Below are 17,775 nucleotides of genomic sequence, written 5' to 3'. Positions count from 1 at the left end.
CCATCGCTTCGACGAATCGAGACGGCCGAAGCGTCTCTCCGTGCTCAGCCCGCGTCTCAGTCGCCGTCTCCACTCGTCTTCGCCGCCTGCTCGTCCCGGAAGAACGCCTCGAGTTCGAACGGCTCGTCCTCGCCCTCGACGCCGGTGACGTCCAGGGCCGTCACCTCGGCCTCGGTCTCGAGCAACCCCGCGAGACTCGGCTCCGTACGGCCCTCGTCGCTGCTGATGAGCTCCTTCACGTAGAGCCCGCCCGCGCCGTGGAGGCGAACCTCCGCGTTCGTGGGCGACTCGAGTTCGCCGTCGATCTCGTAGACGGCACGCTCGCGGGTCAGGCCCGCACGGCGATGGTCGACCCGCTGGGGGGTGTACTGCTCGACGGTGGTTCCCGAGAGCTCCTCGAGCGCGGTCTCGAACGCGTCCTCGTCGATCGCGCTGGAAAATTCGACGTCCGCACGGTAGCGCTTGCTCGCGTCGTGTTCTTTCACCCGTTCGACCATCTCGTAGGTCGCGAGCCGAAGTCCCTCGACCTCCACCGCGCCCTCGGCCGCAGCGTTGATCTCGCGCTCGAGGTCGGCGGGGGCCGGCTCCCGAAAGCGGGGCCGCTTGACCTCGAGGACGAACGGCCGACCCTCCTCGAGCATCCGGGCGTCGACGTCCTCGCGGCCGGCACCGTGGAAGGTACCCTCCTCGCCGTCCATCGCCTCGACGACGTGGGGACGGACGACCTGCTCGACGCTGGTGTCGTACATGTAGCCCGAGCCGCCGCAGTAGTCGCAGGGCTCCTCGCCGTCGTCGCCCAGCTGGATCCCGCTGCCGCCACACTCCCGGCAGGGCCACTCCGTCTGGGGGATGTCGCGCTCGAGCTTGCGGTAGCGACCGTAGACGAACGCCGGGTTGATCTGGACGTCGACCGCGTGGCTCGTGACCGCGTCGCCCGCGTCGAACTCGAGGGGGTCGAACGCCTCGAGGTCGACGACCGCGAGCACGTCGGGGCGGTCGAAGTCAACCTCGGCGCCCGTCTTCGAGCCGACGCGGCGACCGACCTCGCGGTTCATCTCGCGTTTCATCGACTCGCCGACGTCGGGCTCGAGGCCGGCGTCCTCGCGGAACAGTCGTTCGTTCTCCTCGACCAGCGGCGGAACCCGGGTGCCGACCTGGTAGGTGGCAAAGTCGACGCCCTCGAGTTCGTCGACGATCGTTTCCGCGATCGCGTCGAACGTGGCGCAGTACCCCTCGCAGACCCAGCACGCATCGGGATCGACGGGCTCGAAATCGTCGTCGTCCTCGATCGCGATCGTCGTCCGCAGCGCCCGGCCCCGCTCGGCGTTGGTCAGCCCGAAACTCCGCTCGGCGAACGGCCGGCCGAGACAGGAGTCACAGACCGATCCCGTCGCGAGCAGCGCGCGGGCGTCCTCGGTACTCATGTTCGCCCACTCGGGTAGCCGCGGGTAACACGTTTTCCATTCGACGCCTACAGCGGGTCACCGTGACGGACTGTCCCACGAGGTTCAAATACGTCCGGTACAACCCGTCGGTATGGACCAGTATCGACCGAGCCGCCGCGGCGTTCTCGCGGGTGCGGGCGTCGGAGTCGCCGGCCTGATCGCCGGCTGTGCCGAACCGCGGACCGAGAGCTCGATCGAGGGGGACTCCTCGAGCGGGATCGACCGGGAGAACCGCGCGGACGGGTCGACCTACACCGACGTCTACGAGACGATCATCGATTCGGTGACCCAGATCCGCGTGTTCGGCATCGAAGACCCGTATACCGAAGAGGAGGGCCGGGGGCAGGGATCGGGGTTCGTCGTCGACGGCGAGTATATTGTTACCAACGAGCACGTGGTCGCCGGCGCGGAGGAAGTTGACCTCCAGTACATCAACGGCGACTGGTCGGGCACCCGATTGCTGGGCAGCGACCGCCACAGCGACCTCGCGGTCCTCGAGGCCGACCACGTTCCCGACGGCGCGACCCCGCTGGGGCTGGCCGAGGAACGGCCCGTCGTCGGCCAGGAGGTACTCGCGATCGGCAACCCCTACGGTCTCGAGGGCTCGATGTCGTCGGGGATCGTCAGCGGGGTCGATCGAACCGTTCCGGCACCCCACGGCGAGTTCACGTTCCCGAACGTCGTCCAGACCGACGCGGCGGTCAACCCCGGCAACAGCGGCGGGCCGCTGGTCGACCTCGACGGGAACGTCGTCGGCGTCGTCAACGCCGGCGGCGGCGACAACATCGGCTTCGCGATCTCGGCCGCGCTCTCCCGACGGATTGTCCCCGCGCTTGTCGAAGAAGGCGAGTACGACCACCCGTTCCTCGGAATCGCGCTCGGGACCGTCGACCGACTGATCGCCGAGGAGAACGACCTCGAGGAGGCGACGGGCGTCATCGTCACCGAGACGCTCCAGGAACCCGCGCTCGGCGCCCTTCGGGGTGCGGATCGAACGGTCGAGCGCGGTGGCGAACCCGTACCGGTCGGCGGTGACGTCATTCTCTCGATCGACGGGGAACCGATTCCGGACCGCCACGCGCTCTCGACGGTCCTCGCACTCGAGACCAGCCCCGGCGACACCGTCGCGGTCGAACTGCGTCGCGACGGCGAGGTCCGGACCGTCGACCTGACCCTCGGCGTCCGACCGACCGACGACTGAGAGTGATGGGTATCGAACCGAACGGAGTCCGTACGGTCGACGATACCGGTTGCCGGAAGCGGAAACGACCAGTAACGATACGGTACATTCTTATTATATATACATTCTTTTACAACTGATTAAGTGGCCTGAAAGACGTCCGAGAGGAACGCTACCGCGACAGCCCGACCAGTTAAATCCTCGATAACAATAGTGGGCTTCGGCGTAGTCGTCGGTGGCGCGATGGCCGCCTGTACCCTATGACCAGCACGAACACAACCGACCCCGACGCCGAACAGACTCCCTCCCGAGACACGAGTCTCGAACTCGACAGTGTCACGATCCAGAACAACGACGGCCCCAACGAGTGTGCGATGTTTCCGCGGAACGCGACCGAGATGGAGCTGATGACCAACTGGATCGCGGCCTACGACGACGGGTTCGTCAGGCTCGAGTCGATGCGCTGAGCCATGTACGCCTGGAGCACCGTCACCGCAATCGGGTTCTGGATCGGGACCCTCCTCCCGGTCGTCTACCTGCCGGTGTTTATCGCCGGTATCGATTCGGTGCAAGCGTTGACGCTGCTGTTCGGCCTGCTCGCCGTTCACGCGCTCGCCCTGATCGTCGGACACGGCTACGACGGCCCACGAACCCGGTGACCGGTCGATCCCCGCTGGCGCTCCTTTTACTCCGAGTACTCCGAGGGCTGCCAGACCTGTGCCTGCGGCGTACCGCAGTCGTCACAGACCGCGGCCGCGTTGTCCTTGTACTCCTCGCGCTCGAGTTCGCCGTCCGCACAGACCGGACAGGGCCGCCCCTCGAGGATGGCGAGTACGTCCCGTTGCTGTCCGGCGGTGGACTGCGGTTTCGACATACTACTCACTACTGCCACCCGACTGACGTGAAACCGTTCGCCCTGTGTATGCAATGTAAGGATGGGTGAAATTAACGTACGAGGAGGGATCACACGGAAGCCGTTTCGACCGAGCGCGATCGGAAACCGTCGCCCCTATGCCTGCGGTCGGCGTCGCTCCGGTATGCGCCAGTTCGTACTCATCGGTCACGAGGTCCCGACCGAGCCGTCGTTCTCGCTGGACGACCTCGCGGGCGGAGCCGGTCGGCTCGACGCGCTCTGTCGGTCGATCACGTCGGCGTTCGTCACCTCCCACGGGATCCGCGAGGACGTCCGAGTCCACCTCGTCGCGGGCGACGAGTTCACGATTACCTTCGACGGAAGCGAGCTTCGACGGCTGAACCCCGACGAGCGAAGCACCGCCGCGCTGGTCCGGAAGGCCTTAGAGCACCGCGAGGAAGCCATCGGCGCGATGCCTGCCGAACCCAGTCCCGGCGTCGAGCTCTACCGGCGCGGGTTCGAGGATACCCTCGAGACCGTCGCCGACGAGGGCACCGTCGTCCAGCTCCACGAGGACGGGGAGCCCGTTACCGCAGCGGGAACGCTCGAGAATCCGATCTTCGTGCTCTCGGACCATCAGGACTTCACGCCCGAGGAGGTCGAACTACTCGAGGACGCGGCCGAGCGACGACTGCGGCTGGGTCCCGAACTCCTCCACGCCGACCAGGCGATCACGGTAGCCCACCACTTCCTCGACACCGACGGCTACGAGCGCGTTTAGGTGGTTGTTAGGAGTTAGTTGCTAACAAGCACCACGGTTTCGGCGGTGGTTAACGGTAGTTACTCCGCTCGAGCGGAGCAGGAGGTGCCGACACTCGACGCCGATACCGACGGTCGAGACCACTCGGCAGCCGGCTCGAGACTCGCTTTCGGAAGGGTTAAACGATCGGCTGTCCACACTCTATCTGCGGGCCGGTGGGGTAGCTTGGTATCCTTCGGCCTTCGGGTGGCCGTAACCGCGATTCGAATTCGCGCCGGCCCATTTCTGCCCGCGAACACTAACCGACGAGCGAAGCGAGTCGCGTTCGTGAGTGGGCAGCAATTGATCCGCACATATTCGAACACGCGAGTCGCAGCGCGCGAACGAAATGAGCGCGACCGTCCCGCATCTGTTCGAATTCGCGCTGGCCTACTTCTCTTGCATTTTTGTAGCGACAGGCGTTGGGTAGCCGTAACGGAGAGCGGCTCCGGCGCGTTCGAGAGCGCCCGAAGACCAGGGACTGACGGTCTATATACCGCTCGTGAGCGGGCAGTGAGGCTAATATAAATCTTCTTTCCGTCACCCGGCGACGGTCACGTCGATGAGCGAGAAGACCATCACCTACGAGACGGTCGGAGGAACCGAAACGATGGCGGTCGACGATCTTCAGTACGACGCCGATCCGGAGCTCTGGCGGTTCGAGGTCGAAACCGGTGAGGGCAGCGAAATCGTCCGGATTCCCCGCGAACGAGTGTACGAGATTCGACAGGGTCGCTCAGAACGATCCAGTTCGGGCCGGGATCAGTACGGACATCCGTAGCACGCACCAGCGCACGGGCCGAGCAATACTCCGGTTCGGCGTCGGCGAGCCCGGAGTTCCGTCCCAAACGGACGTCTATCGCCGTTACAGTTTTCAGCACGGTTCGTACCGGCGTGGGCTCCTCGAGCGGACACCAGGGACTGACCGTTCTATTCTTGTACGGATCCAGTTCGGGCTCGAACCGTCGAGAAGTCGGACCGTTTCGCTCATAGTTCGGCCGTGTTCTGTGCCATCTCTATACTACTACTTGGGGATGTGTATCTAACCAGATAGGTAATTTAATTATATCTAAATATTATAAAAATACTATATCGAGTACTGAAATCGGTCTGTTGCATGCCTGGCAAACCAGACGTCAGCGACGATGCGGAGGATCGATCGGGTATTTCGGCCGACCGGCGGACGTTCATGGGAACGGTGGGTGCGATCACAGGCGCGAGCGCACTCGGCGGGACCGCACTGGCTGACGACGGCGACGAGAAAACTGAGGTTGGCGGCGAAGGGAGTCGAACGGGCGGGGACGCGCAGAACGCGATTCTCGTTATCCCCGACGGCGCAGGCCAAGCCCACATCAGCGGTGCGCGCTACCTAAAGGCGTACCAGGAGGATTCCGAGGCGTTCCCCGAGAACGTCACTCCAGACGGAACGACGCTCAACGTCGACCGTGCCGACCGGATCGGCGGGATGAGTACGCAACCGGACGAACCCGAGCTACTGATCACCGACTCGGGAGCGGCCGGGACTGCGATGGCAACCGGAACGAAGGGCTACAACGGCGTGATCGGCGGCATCGGTAGCGAAGACGATTACACGCCCGTCGGAACAGTCCTCGAGGCCGCCCACGAGGCTGGGATGGCGACCGGACTCGTCACCACCACTCGGATCACCCACGCGACCCCGGCGGCCTTCGCGACCCACGTTCCGGATCGCGGCATGGAAGACGAGATCGCCCGTCAGTACGTCGAGAACGGGAACGTCGACGTGCTGCTGGGCAGCGGCAAGCGTCACTTCGATCCCGAGGAGCGCGACGACGGCGAGGACATGCTCGCTCGCGCCGAAGAGCAGGGCTACCACGTCGTCGAGACTGAAGCCGAACTCGCCGACGCCGACGACGGGAAACTGCTCGGCCTGTTCGGAAGCGAGAGCGACCGCTCCGCGCACATGAGCTACTACGTCGACCGGGAGTACGTCGACGACACCGACGAGCCCGGGCTCGTGGAGATGACCGAGAAAGCGATCGAGGTCCTCTCGGACTGCGAGAACGGCTTCTTCCTGATGGTCGAATCGGGACGCGTCGATCACCAGGGACACTCCCACGACAACACGATCACCCACGAACAGCTCGAGTGTGACGAGGCCTTCGGCACCGTTCTCGACTACGCCGAGGACGACGACACCCCCGAGACGTTCGCGATGCAGGTCGCGGACCACGAGACCGGCGGAATGTCGCTCGGCTGGGACGCCTACGATATGGACTGGGCGGCGATCGACGAGATCCGTGCGAGCCTCGAACACCTCGACTACGCAATCGAGGAGGCCGGCTACGATCGCGGTGCCACGGTGGACGTCGTCGAGGCCCATACCGGACTCGAGCTCACCGAAGGCGAGATTATCGATATCGTTGGCGGTGATCTCACGAACGTACTGAACAAGCGCACCCAGATGGGCTGGTCTTCCGACTCGCACACTGGCGAGGAGGTACCGTCCTACGCGTCGGGTCCTGGCGCCGAACACTTCGGCCAGTACTTCGACAACACCGACGTCTCGGTCGGGATCGCCGATGCGCTCGGTCTCGAGTTCGAACCCGGTCGGGAGATCGACTACGAGATCCGAAACTAACGACGACCGTCGCTCGGCGACCACCTCCACCCAACCCGCTCACGAGGGTCACTGCCGGTCCTCGAGTGGGTTGTGGTATTCCCTGTCGAACCTACCTCACCCGATACAGGCCAGCTTCACGGTATATCTCGGTTCAGAGGATTCGATCGGGCCGAATCCGAACTATCACCCGCTCGGTTTCGACCGGGCTCGGATACTCCTCGACGTCCAGATACCGCTGCGAAAGCTCGTCGATGTGGGCTCGAGCGCCGTCCGTCTGCAGCTCCTCGACCTCACCGACGACCGACAGGTACCGGTACGGACCGTCCGGGTCGGTCATGCCGACCCCGACGGCGGGGTTCGCCCGCGCGTTGTGCTCCTTCTGGCGGCCGCGCTCGGTGTCGACCAGCAGTCGCTCCGCCTCGGGATCGTAGTCGATCCAGACCGGTGTGATGTGGGGAACGCCGTCGGTGGTTAGCGTCCAGACGTGGGCGAACGTCGGTTTCTCGAACAGATCGTGGCACTCCTCGGGGATCGGGACCATGGTTCGGGACACGCCTGCCGGTTTCTTGTCACAATCTCTCACTGGTGTGCTCGATCGATCGAGCACGCGAATGCCGGGGAGCGGCGTATGGTGGTCGAACGAGACCTACGGGTATGGACCAGACCCGACGACGGCTGCTGCAGGTCGGCGGCGCAACGATGGCGACCGCACTGATCGCCGGCTGTGGCGACGACGAAGACGATGAAGGGGCTCCGGAAGATCCCACCGAGGAGGACGAGGACGGTGGACTCGACGGCGGCGAGGACGATCAGGCCGAAGCCGAGGAGGGGACCGGGAACGGCCAGGAGGCCGACGAGGACGACGAGGAGTAACCCCGCGACGCTACCTCGAGGCGGTTTCTGTCGACTCTCGGATCGACTCGAGCGACGGCAGTAGCTACTCCGAATCCAAACCGTTACCGGATTCGAGCGCCTCGAACTGACGATGACCGACGGACTCGACAGTGACGTCGCCTCCGCGGACGACGTCGCAAAGCGACGCGACGATGTTGCAGCCCGCGTACGAGCTCACGCCGGCGAGATGGCCCGTGAGTTGGCGGTTCTACAGGGTGGAGACTACGGCCAGCGGACCTTCGAGACCGACGACGGAGACTGGACGCTGAAGTACGAGGCCGGCGACGTCCAGTACCTGCGATACGAGCCGAGTTCGGGCTCCGAGATCTACGTCGTCTCGAGCAAACAGCCGCCCGAACCGGGCTCGCTCGAGCGGGCGCTCGAGGACTACGACGCGTTCGTCGAGGTCTTCAACGACCACATCGAGTCGTTCGAGGGGCTGTTCGACGACGCGGCAACCGAACTCCCCGCGGTCGCCAGCGCGGCGGAGCTGGCCGCCGAGCGTGACCGCATCCTCGAGCGAATCCGGGAGGTCGCGACCGCGATGGCCCAGCAGCTCCACCGCTACGATGGGGAGTACGGCACCTATCGAACGACGGTGTCGGGCACCCGCTGGGAGCTGAAGTGGGACGGCGACGCGGTTTCGTACCTGCGAGTCGGCGGATCGGACGGCACCTACCTGCTCTCACAGTATGGCCCCGCACCGGCCCCAGAGGTTCGTCGGCTCGTCGGCGACGTCGGCGCGTTCGTCTCCTCGTTCAACGAGGACGTCGCCGACCTCGAGGCGGACCTCTCCCGTGTTTCATTCGAGACGACGACGTAGGCGCTGCCTACGGGTACAGACAACGACTGTAGGGACTCCGTTCTCCGCCTACTCGAGGACGACCCCTACGGATTCCGTCCGGTACCTGTGTCCGTGCTCGGACGACCGATCGCAGACCGTTCGTTCCGGCCTCGAGAGGGAAAGCCATCACGGACGAACCGCTCGAGGCCGTCGCTCTCCGGCGGGTGACGGAACAAACGGAACGCCCTCAGACGTCGACGTATCGACTGACCCACTCCTGGCGCTGCTGGAGTTCGCGTCGACCTTTCGGCGTCAGCGCGTAGTAGTTCGTCCGCCGGTCGAGCTGCCCCTTCTCGATGAGTTCCTTCTCGACGAGCGCGTCGAGATTCGGGTACAGCCGGCCGTGTGTAACCGGCTGGTCGATGTACTGGTTAATGTCGTCGAGGATTTCCTGTCCCGACGGTCGGTCCTTGCCCGCGATGACGTACAGCAAGTCGCGCTGGAATCCGGTTAGTTCGTCCATGGAGTGTCCTCTGAGTGACGACCTTCAGCGATCTGTGGCTTTGTTATAGAGCGGGTACGTTCGCTCGTCCCACCGGAACGCACTACATAGGCGGCTTTCGGCTCACGCTACTCGGTCACAGTCCGAAACCGTGACGGGGCGTTTTTTACGCCGACTGCCGTATCGGGAGTTATGCCAATCGATCCGCTCGCCTGGGAAACCCTCGAGGAACGGACGTCGTACTCCTGCCCGGGGTTCGACGTGATAACCGAAACCGTCCGGCTCCCGGACGAGAGCGAAACCGAGTTCGACTACGTCTCGGAGCCGGCGAGCGTCTGCGTCCTACCGTTTACGCCCGACGGCGACGTCGTCTGCATCGAGGAGTGGCGCCAGGCGGTCTCGCGGGTCAACCGTGGTCTCCCCGTTGGCGGCACCGAACCCGAGGACGACGACCTCGAGGCCGCGGCCAGGCGCGAACTGGCCGAGGAAACCGGCCACGAGGCCGAGCGACTCGAGGCGCTGATCACGGTCGAGCCCGCCAACGGGATCGCCGACTCCGTCATGCACTTTTTCGTCGCCTACGGCTGTCGTCCCTCCGCCGAGCAGCGTCTCGACCACAACGAGAGCATCCGTCCGACCGAGACGACCCTCGAGGAGCTCACGGAGGCGGTCCGTACCGGGGAGATCCGCGACGGCAGGACGGTGCTTGCGCTGTCGTACTACCGACTGTTCGAGGCGGACGAGTAGATAGCTCGTGAAGCGAGACGGGGCGCCTGATCGATAAAAAAGACGGCCGCGAGCGGTCGCGGCCGGTGGTTCGGTTCGATCGCTCGAGCGGACCGTTCAGCGCAGGGCTGCGATCGAGGGCGTCTCGTCCTCGTCGTCCTCGAGGTCGTTCTCCTCGTCGTCGGTCTCTTCGTCGGGCTCGGTCTCGGCCTCGTCGTCGGTCACTTCCTCGAGGTCCTGGGCGTCCCCGAGCGTGACGGTGTCGGCGTTGGCGTCGGTGACCGAGATCATGGAGGCGGAGGCCTGGGAGACGGTTTCGGTCGTAGCCTCGTCGTTCTCCTCCTCGTCGGCATCGTTCTCGTCCTCGTCGGCGGCGTTCTCCTCGTCGGCTTCCTCGAGCGACTCGATCGTCATCGAGTCGAAGGTGACCTCCTCGACGTCGAACTGCTCGATGGTGAGCTCCTCGATCTCCTGGGTTTCGCCGTTCTCGTCCTCGTCGGCATCGTTCTCCTCCTCGTCGACCGCGTTCTCCTCGTCTTCCTGAGCGGCATCTTCGCCTTCGGCGTCGTCGTTCTCGTCCGCAGCGGCATCGTTCTCCTCCTCGTCGTCGCCGAAGATCCCGTCGAACCAATCACCGATGTCGTCGAGGAGCCCGCCGTCCTCGACGGTCAACTCGTCGATCGTCATCCGTTCGACGTCCATCGTCTCGATGGTCAGGGTCTGGATCGTGAGTTCGCTCGCGTCCTCGTCGATCAGATCCTGTCCGTTCTCGGGAGCCTCGTCGTCGTCGTTCATCTCCTCGTCCGTCTCGTCATCTGCGAGGTCGTTCTCCTCGTCAGCTCCCTCGCTTTCCTCGTCGTCCATCATTTCGTCGTCGTCCATCATCTCGTCATCGTCCATCTCTTCGTCGTCCATCATCTCGTCCTCCTCGAGTTCGAGGTCGTCGATCGAGACGTCCTCGAGGGTCAGCGACTCGAGCTGGATGTCCGAGATCGTCACGTCCTCGGCGGTCTCGGTGTCGGCAGCGTTATCGTCCTCCTGGTTCTCTTCCGCTTGGTCCTCCTCCTGGTTCTCTTCGCCGTTCTCGTCGAGTTCTGCCTCGATATCCTGGGTGTCGGCCTCGAGTTCGTCGACGTTCAACTCCTCGATCGTCGCGTCCTCGATCGTCACTTCGTCGAGGTCGAGGGTCTCGACCTGGACGTTCTCGAGCGTCGCGCTCACGTCTCCGGCGTCGTCGCTCGTGCCCGCTGACGCGCCGGCGAGGGCGGGACCCCCCGAGAGCGCGACCAGCAGTGCGACGAACACGACGCCGAGTTTCTGTACGCTTGAAACCATGCGAGCTCACCGTGGTCGGTAGCCGAGCTAAAACGAGCCGACTGTTACGGTGTCGTGCTCGAGACAAGCCCGAATTAGCGCCCGACCCCGTCGTCCTAATCGGTCGTTCACTCCGACCAGATCGGCGGCGGCTCGCGATCGAAATCGGATCTATCAGCGTATCGACAACCCGAAAGCGACGGCCGATATCGGTCGGTATCACTCCACGGGAACAGGACGTTTACTCACGGCACCGAAAAGAAATCGCGGTCAGTCCGCGGTCGGCACCGCCGACCGACCGGAATCGGTCGCTCTCGCGTGCAAACCGGTTAGCTCAGCGCGGCGATCGAGGGGAGACCGTCGTCGTTCTCCTCCTCATCGTCATCGTCGTCGAGCAGCCCGTCGTCATCCTCGTCCTCGTCCTCGTCGTCATCAAGCAGTCCGTTGTCGTTCTCCTCCTCGTCGTCGATCGCCTCGAGCTCCGCGGCGTCGCCGAGCGTCAGCGTGTCGACGGTCGCGTCACCGATCGAGATCGACGAGGCGGACGCCTGGCTGACCGTCTCCTCGGCGGTGTCGGTCTCATCGGCGTCTTCGTCGTTCATCTCGTCGTCTTCAGCCGCGTCGTCATCCATCTCCTCGTCGTCGTTCATCTCGTCGTTCGCGTCCTCGTCGTTCTCGGGCGCGTCCTCGCCGTCAGCTTCCTCGACCGACATCGCGGTCATCGAGTCGATGGTCATCTCCTCGACGTCGAACTGTTCGATGGTGAGCTCGTCGATCTCCTGGGTTTCACCGTTGTCGTCCTCGGGTGCGTCCTCGTCATCCATTTCCTCGTCGGCGGCGTTCTCCTCGTCGTCGTTCATCTCATCGTTCGCGTTCTCTTCGTCTTCAGCCGCGTCTTCGTCGTTCATCTCGTCGTCCTCGACGGTTAGCTCGTCGATGGTGAGCTGCTCGACGTCCATCGTCTCGATGGTCAGCGTCTGGATCGAGAGCTCGTCAGCCTCCTCGTCGATCAGATCCTGGCCGTTCTCTTCGGCCTCGTCGTTGTCGTCGTTCAGGAGACCATTATCATCGTTCTCCTCGTCGTCAGCTTCGTCAGCCTCCTCGTCGTCAGCTTCGTCGGCCTCCTCGTCATCGACGCCGTTGTCCTCCTCGTCGACATCGTTCATCTCGTCCTCGTCGAGTTCGAGATCGTCGACCGAGACGTCCTCGAGCTCGAGCGACTCGAGCTCGATGTCGGTGAGGGTCACCTCGTCGGCATCCTCGTCGTTCATCTCGTCCTCGTCGTTGGCGTTCTCCTCGTCATCGGCGCCGTTCTCTTCGTCGTCAGCTGCGTTCTCCTCGTCGTCAGCCGCCTCGTCCTCATCGGCGTCGTCGTCGTTCTCGTCGAGTGCGTCCTGGAGTTCCTGGGTGTCGGCGTCGAACTCCTCGACGTTCAGCTCCTCGATGGTAGCGTCTTCGACCGTGACGCTGTCGAGTTCGAGGCTCTCGACCTGGACGTTCTCGAGTGTTGCGCTCATGTCTCCGGCGTCGTCGCTCACGGCTGTGGACGCTCCGGCGAGGGCAGGACCCCCCGAGAGAGCGACCAGCAGTGCAACGAAGACGACGCCGAGTTGCTGCGATCGTGAAACCATGCGAGCCACGCTACATCCAGCCGGAGAGTAAAACGAGACGACTGTTACGCCATTATCGTCGAGAAAAGATCAGTTAGAACCGTGTAACCGTCGCTAACCTCTCGTTCTTCGTCTCGTTTCTTGTGACCGTAATCGGCGGCGACACCACGGAGACACCGCGGCGACACGACGCCGATCGATCGGCTCCGATCGGTGGACAGGGCCACCGGCGGAGAACGGAACGTTTACCGACGCCCTCGCCAACACACGGTCGATGCGCGAGTGCTTCGAACTCCGGGACGCCGACGCCGGCGGTCGTATCGGCGAACTCACCGTTCCGCGAGCGGACGTGACCGTCGAGACGCCGGCGCTGTTGCCGGTGATCAATCCGAATCTGGACACGATCTCCCCCCGTCGGCTCGCCGAGGAGTTCGGCGCCGAGATCCTCATCACCAACTCCTACATCATCTACGGCACCGAGGACGTTCGCGAGGCAGCCCTCGAGGACGGCCTCCACGAGCTGTTCGACTTCCCGGGTGCGATCATGACCGACTCCGGCTCCTTCCAGCTCGCGGAGTACGGCGAGATCGACGTCACGACCGAGGAGATCCTCGACTTTCAGTACCGAATCGGTTCGGACATCGCCACCCCAGTCGACATCCCGACCCCGCCGGACGTCTCCCGCAAGCGGGCCGAGGACGAACTCGCGACCACGCAGGAGCGCCTCGAGATCGCCGAGACCGTCGACACCGGCGAGATGCTCGTCAACGCGCCCGTCCAGGGATCGACCTACCCTGACCTCCGCGAGGACGCAGGCCGACACGCGGCCGAAACGGATCTCGACGTCTTCCCCGTCGGCGCGGTCGTGCCGCTGATGAACGACTACCGCTACGGCGACATGATCGACGCCGTCGCGGGCGCGAAACGCGGGCTTGGCGCCGACGCACCCGTCCACCTCTTCGGCGCCGGCCACCCCATGATGTTCGCGCTGGCCGTCGCGATGGGCTGTGATCTGTTCGACTCGGCGGCCTACGCGCTGTACGCCCGCGACGACCGCTACCTGACGGTTCGTGGCACTCGCCACCTCGAGGATCTCGAGTATCTGCCGTGTTCGTGTCCGGTCTGTACCGAAAACGACCCCGACGATCTCCGGGCGCTCGAGGACAAACCACGGGAAAAAGAACTCGCCGCCCACAACCTCCACGTCACCTTCGAGGAGATCCGCCGGATCAAGCAGGCCATCCGTGCGGGCAACCTCCTCGAGCTGGTCGAACAGCGCGCCCGCGCCCACCCGACGATGCTCGACGGCTACCGAACGCTGCTCGATCACGCCGACCAGCTCGAGCGTTCGGATCCGGTCTCGAAGGGCGCCTTTTTCTACACCTCCCACGAGAGCGCGCGCCGACCCGAGGTGCTGCGCCACCACCAGCGCCTCGACCGGCTCTCGGTACCCGACTCGCTGTTTCTCACCGAGGGCGACTCCGACAGCGAGCGCTACGACGACTCCTGGCGGGTCCAGCCGCCCTTCGGCCCGTTCCCGCGGGCGCTCTCGAAGAGCTACCCCCTCACCGCCGAAGTGCCGGACCGAACCGACCGCGGGGCGCTGGAGGCCGCGGCCGACGGCGTCGCTCGCCTGGTCGAGTGCAATCCCGAGACCGAGTTCGCGCTCGGACACCGAGGGTGGCCAGCGGACGTGCTCGAGCGGATACCGGATGACGTCGAACTCGTCGGCCTGTTGGGTGGGAGTGACTGAAAACCCCGTTTGCGAATTCGTTTGCGCAGTCGCTACTGCACTCAAACAGCGATCGGAGCGCAGCTCCTCGAGGGCGGCCTCCGACACGGACCAGAACAGCAAAGGGGCGAGCGCGACCCAGTAGCGGTATGCTCGGGGCCGCGTCGCTCGTTCTCGGCGGGATCGTCGGGGTGTTTTTCGTCGCGTGGCTGGTCGGCCGCGTTCGTTCTGCCGACAGCGAACGACGAGCGTCCGCCGAACGCCACCGGGAGGCCCAGCAACGCGAACCGCCGGTCGAGATCGGCGATACCCGGACGGTCGCCATCGAGGAGTTCACGACCCACCACTCCGGGAAGCGCCAGGCCGTCTGCAGGATCGAGGGGTTCGTCGTCTTCGTCGAGGATCTACCCGAAGAGCTCGAGGAGCGAGACGTCATCGAGGTCACGATCCTCTCCTTTAATCGCGGCCACACCTCCGCGACCGCGACCTTCCTCGAGCGGGCCTGATCACTCCCCGAGTTCCTCCTCGAGCGAGAGCCACCAGAGGTTGCCCTCGCCGACCACCTCGTGGCCCTCGAGTCGACCAGCCTCGACGAGCGATTCCAGTCGGGGGATCAGCGCTCCGGGGGTGACGTCGAACTTCCCCGCGAGATAGGTAGTGTTGACGACGGGCTTGGGGGCGGTGCGGATCGCCTCGACGAGTCGGTCGTCGTCGATCGAGTCGACCTCGCCGCTCGGCTCCCCGTTCGGCGGTGGTGACATACGACGGATACGGGTTCGACCGAGTTGAATCTGGGCCCGTCGCCGAACGGGCGCGGGTTTTTCTTCGCCGACGGCGTGGAATCGGCCATGCTTCGCCCGCTGCTGCTCGCGTTCGCGGTCCTCGAGATTCTCGCTCCCGACCGAATCGTCGCCCGGGGTGAGCGCCTCGCCTTCGAAAATCCGGAAAGCGGCCGAGTTCGACCCTGGACGCTTCCCCTGGCGCGCCTCGAGGGTGTCGCGGCGATCTGGCTCGTTCGGAACCGCGAGACGGCGTGGCCCGGCATCAAGCCGCTGTTCGCCGTTCTCGGCCTGCCGGCCCTGTTACAGCCGCGGGCGTTTCTGAACGTCGCGCTCGCGACGGCCTACGAGAACCCCGAGGACATCGAGCTCAAGCCGTGGGTCGTCCCGTTCACGCGGGCTCTGGGCGCCTGCTACCTCGTCGTCGCGCTGTGGCCCGGCCGCACCGGATCGCCGTCGAACGCCCGGTCGGAGCCGTAGCCGACGGCTATCGACAGCCTCTTTCGCGCCCCACCGTCATATCCGGTATGACCGACTACTTCGAAGTACACGCACGCGACGGGGCCGCGCGCGTGGGCGAGCTTCGCCTCGAGGAGCCGCGTTCGACGCCCGCGCTCGTCGACGACGTCCTCGAGGACGCGGGCTCGCTGTGGAGCGCCGATCGGGGGGTTCCCGAGGGCGACGACTCCCGTCTCACCGTCCTTCCCCACCGCGGATTCCCCGGCGGCACCGCCGACGAGGTCAAGGAATCCTTTGCCGTCGAGTATCCCAATGTCGACTACCCGAGCGTCGCCGTCGTCTCCAGCGACCACGCCGACGACCACGGTACCGACGCCTACGCTGTCTCGGACGTCCAGTCGATCACGGGCCACGGCGCGGCGCTGGTCGAGGCCGTCGTCGAAGCCCGCGAGGCGATACCCACCGACACCGCACTCTACTTTTCGGGGGTCGCCACGCCCCGTAACGTCGCCGTGCTCGCCTACGCCGGCGTCGACCTCCTCGACGAGACGGCCGCCGTCGTGAAGGGAACTCAAGGTCGGTACCTGACGACCGACGATGCCTACTTCCTCGAGGACCTCGAGGAACTGCCCTGTGCCTGTCCCGCCTGTCGGAAACCGCGCGAGGAGTTCACGCGCGAGGACTGCGTTGACCATAACGTCAACGCTCTCAAGGCCGAACTGGGGATCGTCCGTCGGCGGATCCGTGACGGCCGACTTCGCGACTACGTCGAAGGCCAGGCTCGCCAGGACCAGTGGCTCACCGCCGCGATGCGCGAACTCGACAGCCAGTGGGGCTACCTCGAGGAGCGGACGCCCATCCTGCGGGATGCAGAGATCGACGCCGCGAGCAGCGATACGATTCGGCGGGTCGAGATCCAACGGTACGCCGACCGGGTGACGACGCGGTACCGCAACCGCTTCGACAACCCGCTCGTGCTGGTGCCCTGCTCGGCGGCGAAACCCTACAGCGAGTCCCAGAGCCACCGCCAGTTCCACGACGCGATCCAGTTCCGGGCCCACCTCGTCTCGATGACCAGCCCGATCGGCGTCGTTCCCCAGGAACTCGAGACGACCTACCCCGCCCAGCACTACGACACCGTCGTCACGGGTCGCTGGTCCGAGGACGAGAAACAGTTCGTGAGTCAGGTTCTGCAGCGGTACCTCGAGCGCAACTCCTACCCGGAGATCATCGCCCACGTCCCCGACGAGGGCTACCGCGACATCGTCGAACGGGTCGAGGACGAACTCGGGCTCGATATTACGTACACCGTCGAGGAGCACCCGACCGACACCGAGTCGCTGGCGAACCTCCAGCGGGCGCTCTCTGGAGAGCTCAAGTACTCCAAACGCGAGCGCGAGCACAACACCGTCCGCGCCATCGCGGACTACCTGCTGGGCGACGGGGCGGGCGACGATCTCTTCTCCGACATCCAAACCACGAGTCGCTACCCGAAGATCCAGGTTCGCGATCGCGACGAGACGCAGCTGGCAACGATGGTACCCCAGTACGGCACGCTGTCGTTCACGCTCGAGGGCGCCGAGATGTGGGTCGACAGCGACGCCCCGACGAAACGGGTTGAGATCGACGGCTTCGTCCCCCACGGCAGCGTGCTCGCGCCGGGGGTCGTCGACGCCGACGAGGAGATCCGAGTGGGCGACGAGGTCGTCGTCGAGGGACCGAAGGCCTTCGGCGTCGGCCGCGCCGAGATGTTCGGCCGCGAGATGGCCGAAAGCACCCGCGGCATCGCCTGCGAAATCCGTCACGTCAAGGAGAAGTAGTCACAGACACACATACTCTATGCGAATCGTCCTGTGATCCGTGAGTTGCGCTTCCGGTGGGTCAATTCCTCCCCTGGCACCGGTTCGGCAGCGTATCGTACACAGGTCAAGAAGGTGACAAAAGATAGTCGGTTTCTCCCGTGGCCGTCGAGAATCGCGTGCCGAGTACGCAGCGCGAACACGACGCCCCTCGTAAGCTAATCGACGGGGCTAATCGCCGGTCAGCACCGACCACTGGCAATTAACCGGGCCGGCTCGTGCAAACCGTTCTGTTTT

General features: G+C 64.9%; 20 protein-coding genes and 1 tRNA gene. 14 read left to right on the top strand and 7 right to left on the bottom strand.

Features of this window, described 5'->3' with window-relative positions; all coding sequences use genetic code 11:
- Positions 1–56: 56 nt before the first annotated feature.
- A complete protein-coding gene (locus ACFEMD_RS12080; protein WP_394741247.1) occupies positions 57–1,424 on the bottom strand; it encodes a tRNA pseudouridine(54/55) synthase Pus10 in 1,368 nt (455 codons plus the stop codon).
- A gap of 112 nt (positions 1,425–1,536) precedes the next feature.
- On the opposite strand from ACFEMD_RS12080, the gene ACFEMD_RS12075 reads away from it, so the two are divergent.
- From ACFEMD_RS12075 to ACFEMD_RS12065, 3 genes are all read left to right on the top strand, one after another.
- Positions 1,537–2,646, top strand: a complete 1,110-nt coding sequence (locus ACFEMD_RS12075) for a S1C family serine protease (RefSeq protein ID WP_394741246.1) — start codon at positions 1,537–1,539, stop codon at positions 2,644–2,646.
- Positions 2,647–2,885: 239 nt separating this feature from the next.
- Positions 2,886–3,092 (top strand): DUF7511 domain-containing protein, encoded by a 207-nt coding sequence (locus ACFEMD_RS12070; RefSeq protein WP_394741245.1) that lies wholly within the window; start codon positions 2,886–2,888, stop codon positions 3,090–3,092.
- A gap of 3 nt (positions 3,093–3,095) precedes the next feature.
- Positions 3,096–3,284: a hypothetical protein gene (locus ACFEMD_RS12065; protein WP_394741244.1), complete on the top strand. Its 189-nt coding sequence runs from the start codon at positions 3,096–3,098 to the stop codon at positions 3,282–3,284.
- A 26-nt stretch (positions 3,285–3,310) separates the two neighbouring features.
- Here the strand turns inward: ACFEMD_RS12065 and ACFEMD_RS12060 are convergent, their stop codons facing one another.
- Positions 3,311–3,499 (bottom strand): HVO_A0556 family zinc finger protein, encoded by a 189-nt coding sequence (locus tag ACFEMD_RS12060; protein WP_394741243.1) that lies wholly within the window; start codon positions 3,497–3,499, stop codon positions 3,311–3,313.
- 163 nt (positions 3,500–3,662) lie between these two features.
- On the opposite strand from ACFEMD_RS12060, the gene trmY reads away from it, so the two are divergent.
- The 4 genes from trmY (at position 3,663) to ACFEMD_RS12040 (ending at position 6,897) form a co-directional block, all read left to right on the top strand.
- Entirely contained in the window at positions 3,663–4,259 is a 597-nt protein-coding gene (trmY, locus tag ACFEMD_RS12055) for a tRNA (pseudouridine(54)-N(1))-methyltransferase TrmY (RefSeq protein WP_394741242.1), read from the top strand.
- 188 nt (positions 4,260–4,447) lie between these two features.
- Positions 4,448–4,520, top strand: a tRNA-Pro gene (locus tag ACFEMD_RS12050).
- 319 nt (positions 4,521–4,839) lie between these two features.
- Positions 4,840–5,058: a hypothetical protein gene (locus ACFEMD_RS12045; protein WP_394741241.1), complete on the top strand. Its 219-nt coding sequence runs from the start codon at positions 4,840–4,842 to the stop codon at positions 5,056–5,058.
- Between the two features lie 336 nt (positions 5,059–5,394).
- Positions 5,395–6,897, top strand: a complete 1,503-nt coding sequence (locus tag ACFEMD_RS12040; RefSeq protein WP_394741240.1) for an alkaline phosphatase — start codon at positions 5,395–5,397, stop codon at positions 6,895–6,897.
- A 133-nt stretch (positions 6,898–7,030) separates the two neighbouring features.
- On the opposite strand, the gene ACFEMD_RS12035 is transcribed toward ACFEMD_RS12040, so the two are convergent.
- Complete coding sequence (locus ACFEMD_RS12035; protein WP_394741239.1) at positions 7,031–7,420, bottom strand: PPOX class F420-dependent oxidoreductase; 390 nt, start codon at positions 7,418–7,420, stop codon at positions 7,031–7,033.
- Between the two features lie 113 nt (positions 7,421–7,533).
- Between ACFEMD_RS12035 and ACFEMD_RS12030 the strand changes: the two genes are divergently transcribed.
- Together ACFEMD_RS12030 and ACFEMD_RS12025 are read left to right on the top strand one after the other, a co-directional pair.
- Positions 7,534–7,752 (top strand): hypothetical protein, encoded by a 219-nt coding sequence (locus ACFEMD_RS12030; RefSeq protein WP_394741238.1) that lies wholly within the window; start codon positions 7,534–7,536, stop codon positions 7,750–7,752.
- A gap of 112 nt (positions 7,753–7,864) precedes the next feature.
- Complete coding sequence (locus ACFEMD_RS12025; RefSeq protein WP_394741237.1) at positions 7,865–8,596, top strand: hypothetical protein; 732 nt, start codon at positions 7,865–7,867, stop codon at positions 8,594–8,596.
- A 208-nt stretch (positions 8,597–8,804) separates the two neighbouring features.
- Here ACFEMD_RS12025 and ACFEMD_RS12020 read toward each other — a convergent pair whose 3' ends face one another.
- A complete protein-coding gene (locus ACFEMD_RS12020) occupies positions 8,805–9,080 on the bottom strand; it encodes a PadR family transcriptional regulator (RefSeq protein WP_005554076.1) in 276 nt (91 codons plus the stop codon).
- Positions 9,081–9,251: 171 nt separating this feature from the next.
- Between ACFEMD_RS12020 and ACFEMD_RS12015 the strand changes: the two genes are divergently transcribed.
- Positions 9,252–9,806 carry an NUDIX hydrolase gene (locus tag ACFEMD_RS12015; protein WP_394741236.1) on the top strand — a complete coding sequence of 185 codons (555 nt, stop codon included), beginning with the start codon at positions 9,252–9,254 and terminating at the stop codon, positions 9,804–9,806.
- Between the two features lie 96 nt (positions 9,807–9,902).
- Here ACFEMD_RS12015 and ACFEMD_RS12010 read toward each other — a convergent pair whose 3' ends face one another.
- Positions 9,903–11,120, bottom strand: a complete 1,218-nt coding sequence (locus ACFEMD_RS12010) for a hypothetical protein (protein ID WP_394741235.1) — start codon at positions 11,118–11,120, stop codon at positions 9,903–9,905.
- A 308-nt stretch (positions 11,121–11,428) separates the two neighbouring features.
- Positions 11,429–12,730 (bottom strand): midas domain-containing protein, encoded by a 1,302-nt coding sequence (locus ACFEMD_RS12005; protein WP_394741234.1) that lies wholly within the window; start codon positions 12,728–12,730, stop codon positions 11,429–11,431.
- 253 nt (positions 12,731–12,983) lie between these two features.
- Here ACFEMD_RS12005 and tgtA point away from each other — a divergent pair, with 253 nt between their 5' ends.
- Positions 12,984–14,462 carry a tRNA guanosine(15) transglycosylase TgtA gene (gene tgtA / locus ACFEMD_RS12000; RefSeq protein WP_394741233.1) on the top strand — a complete coding sequence of 493 codons (1,479 nt, stop codon included), beginning with the start codon at positions 12,984–12,986 and terminating at the stop codon, positions 14,460–14,462.
- A 128-nt stretch (positions 14,463–14,590) separates the two neighbouring features.
- A complete protein-coding gene (locus ACFEMD_RS11995) occupies positions 14,591–14,947 on the top strand; it encodes a TRAM domain-containing protein (RefSeq protein WP_394741232.1) in 357 nt (118 codons plus the stop codon).
- Here the strand turns inward: ACFEMD_RS11995 and ACFEMD_RS11990 are convergent, their stop codons facing one another.
- The gene (locus ACFEMD_RS11990) at positions 14,948–15,202 is read right to left on the bottom strand and encodes a hypothetical protein (RefSeq protein ID WP_394741231.1); all 255 of its coding nucleotides are present in this window, start codon (positions 15,200–15,202) and stop codon (positions 14,948–14,950) included.
- A gap of 87 nt (positions 15,203–15,289) precedes the next feature.
- Between ACFEMD_RS11990 and ACFEMD_RS11985 the strand changes: the two genes are divergently transcribed.
- Positions 15,290–15,700, top strand: a complete 411-nt coding sequence (locus ACFEMD_RS11985) for a hypothetical protein (protein WP_394741230.1) — start codon at positions 15,290–15,292, stop codon at positions 15,698–15,700.
- Between the two features lie 47 nt (positions 15,701–15,747).
- Positions 15,748–17,499, top strand: coding sequence for an archaeosine synthase subunit alpha (gene arcS, locus ACFEMD_RS11980; protein WP_394741229.1), 1,752 nt, complete (start codon positions 15,748–15,750; stop codon positions 17,497–17,499).
- Positions 17,500–17,775: the final 276 nt, after the last annotated feature.

It is taken from the genome of Natronococcus roseus (assembly GCF_043677095.1).
Taxonomy (GTDB): Archaea; Halobacteriota; Halobacteria; order Halobacteriales; family Natrialbaceae; genus Natronococcus; species Natronococcus roseus.
This window is presented reverse-complemented; position numbering and strand designations above follow the sequence as displayed.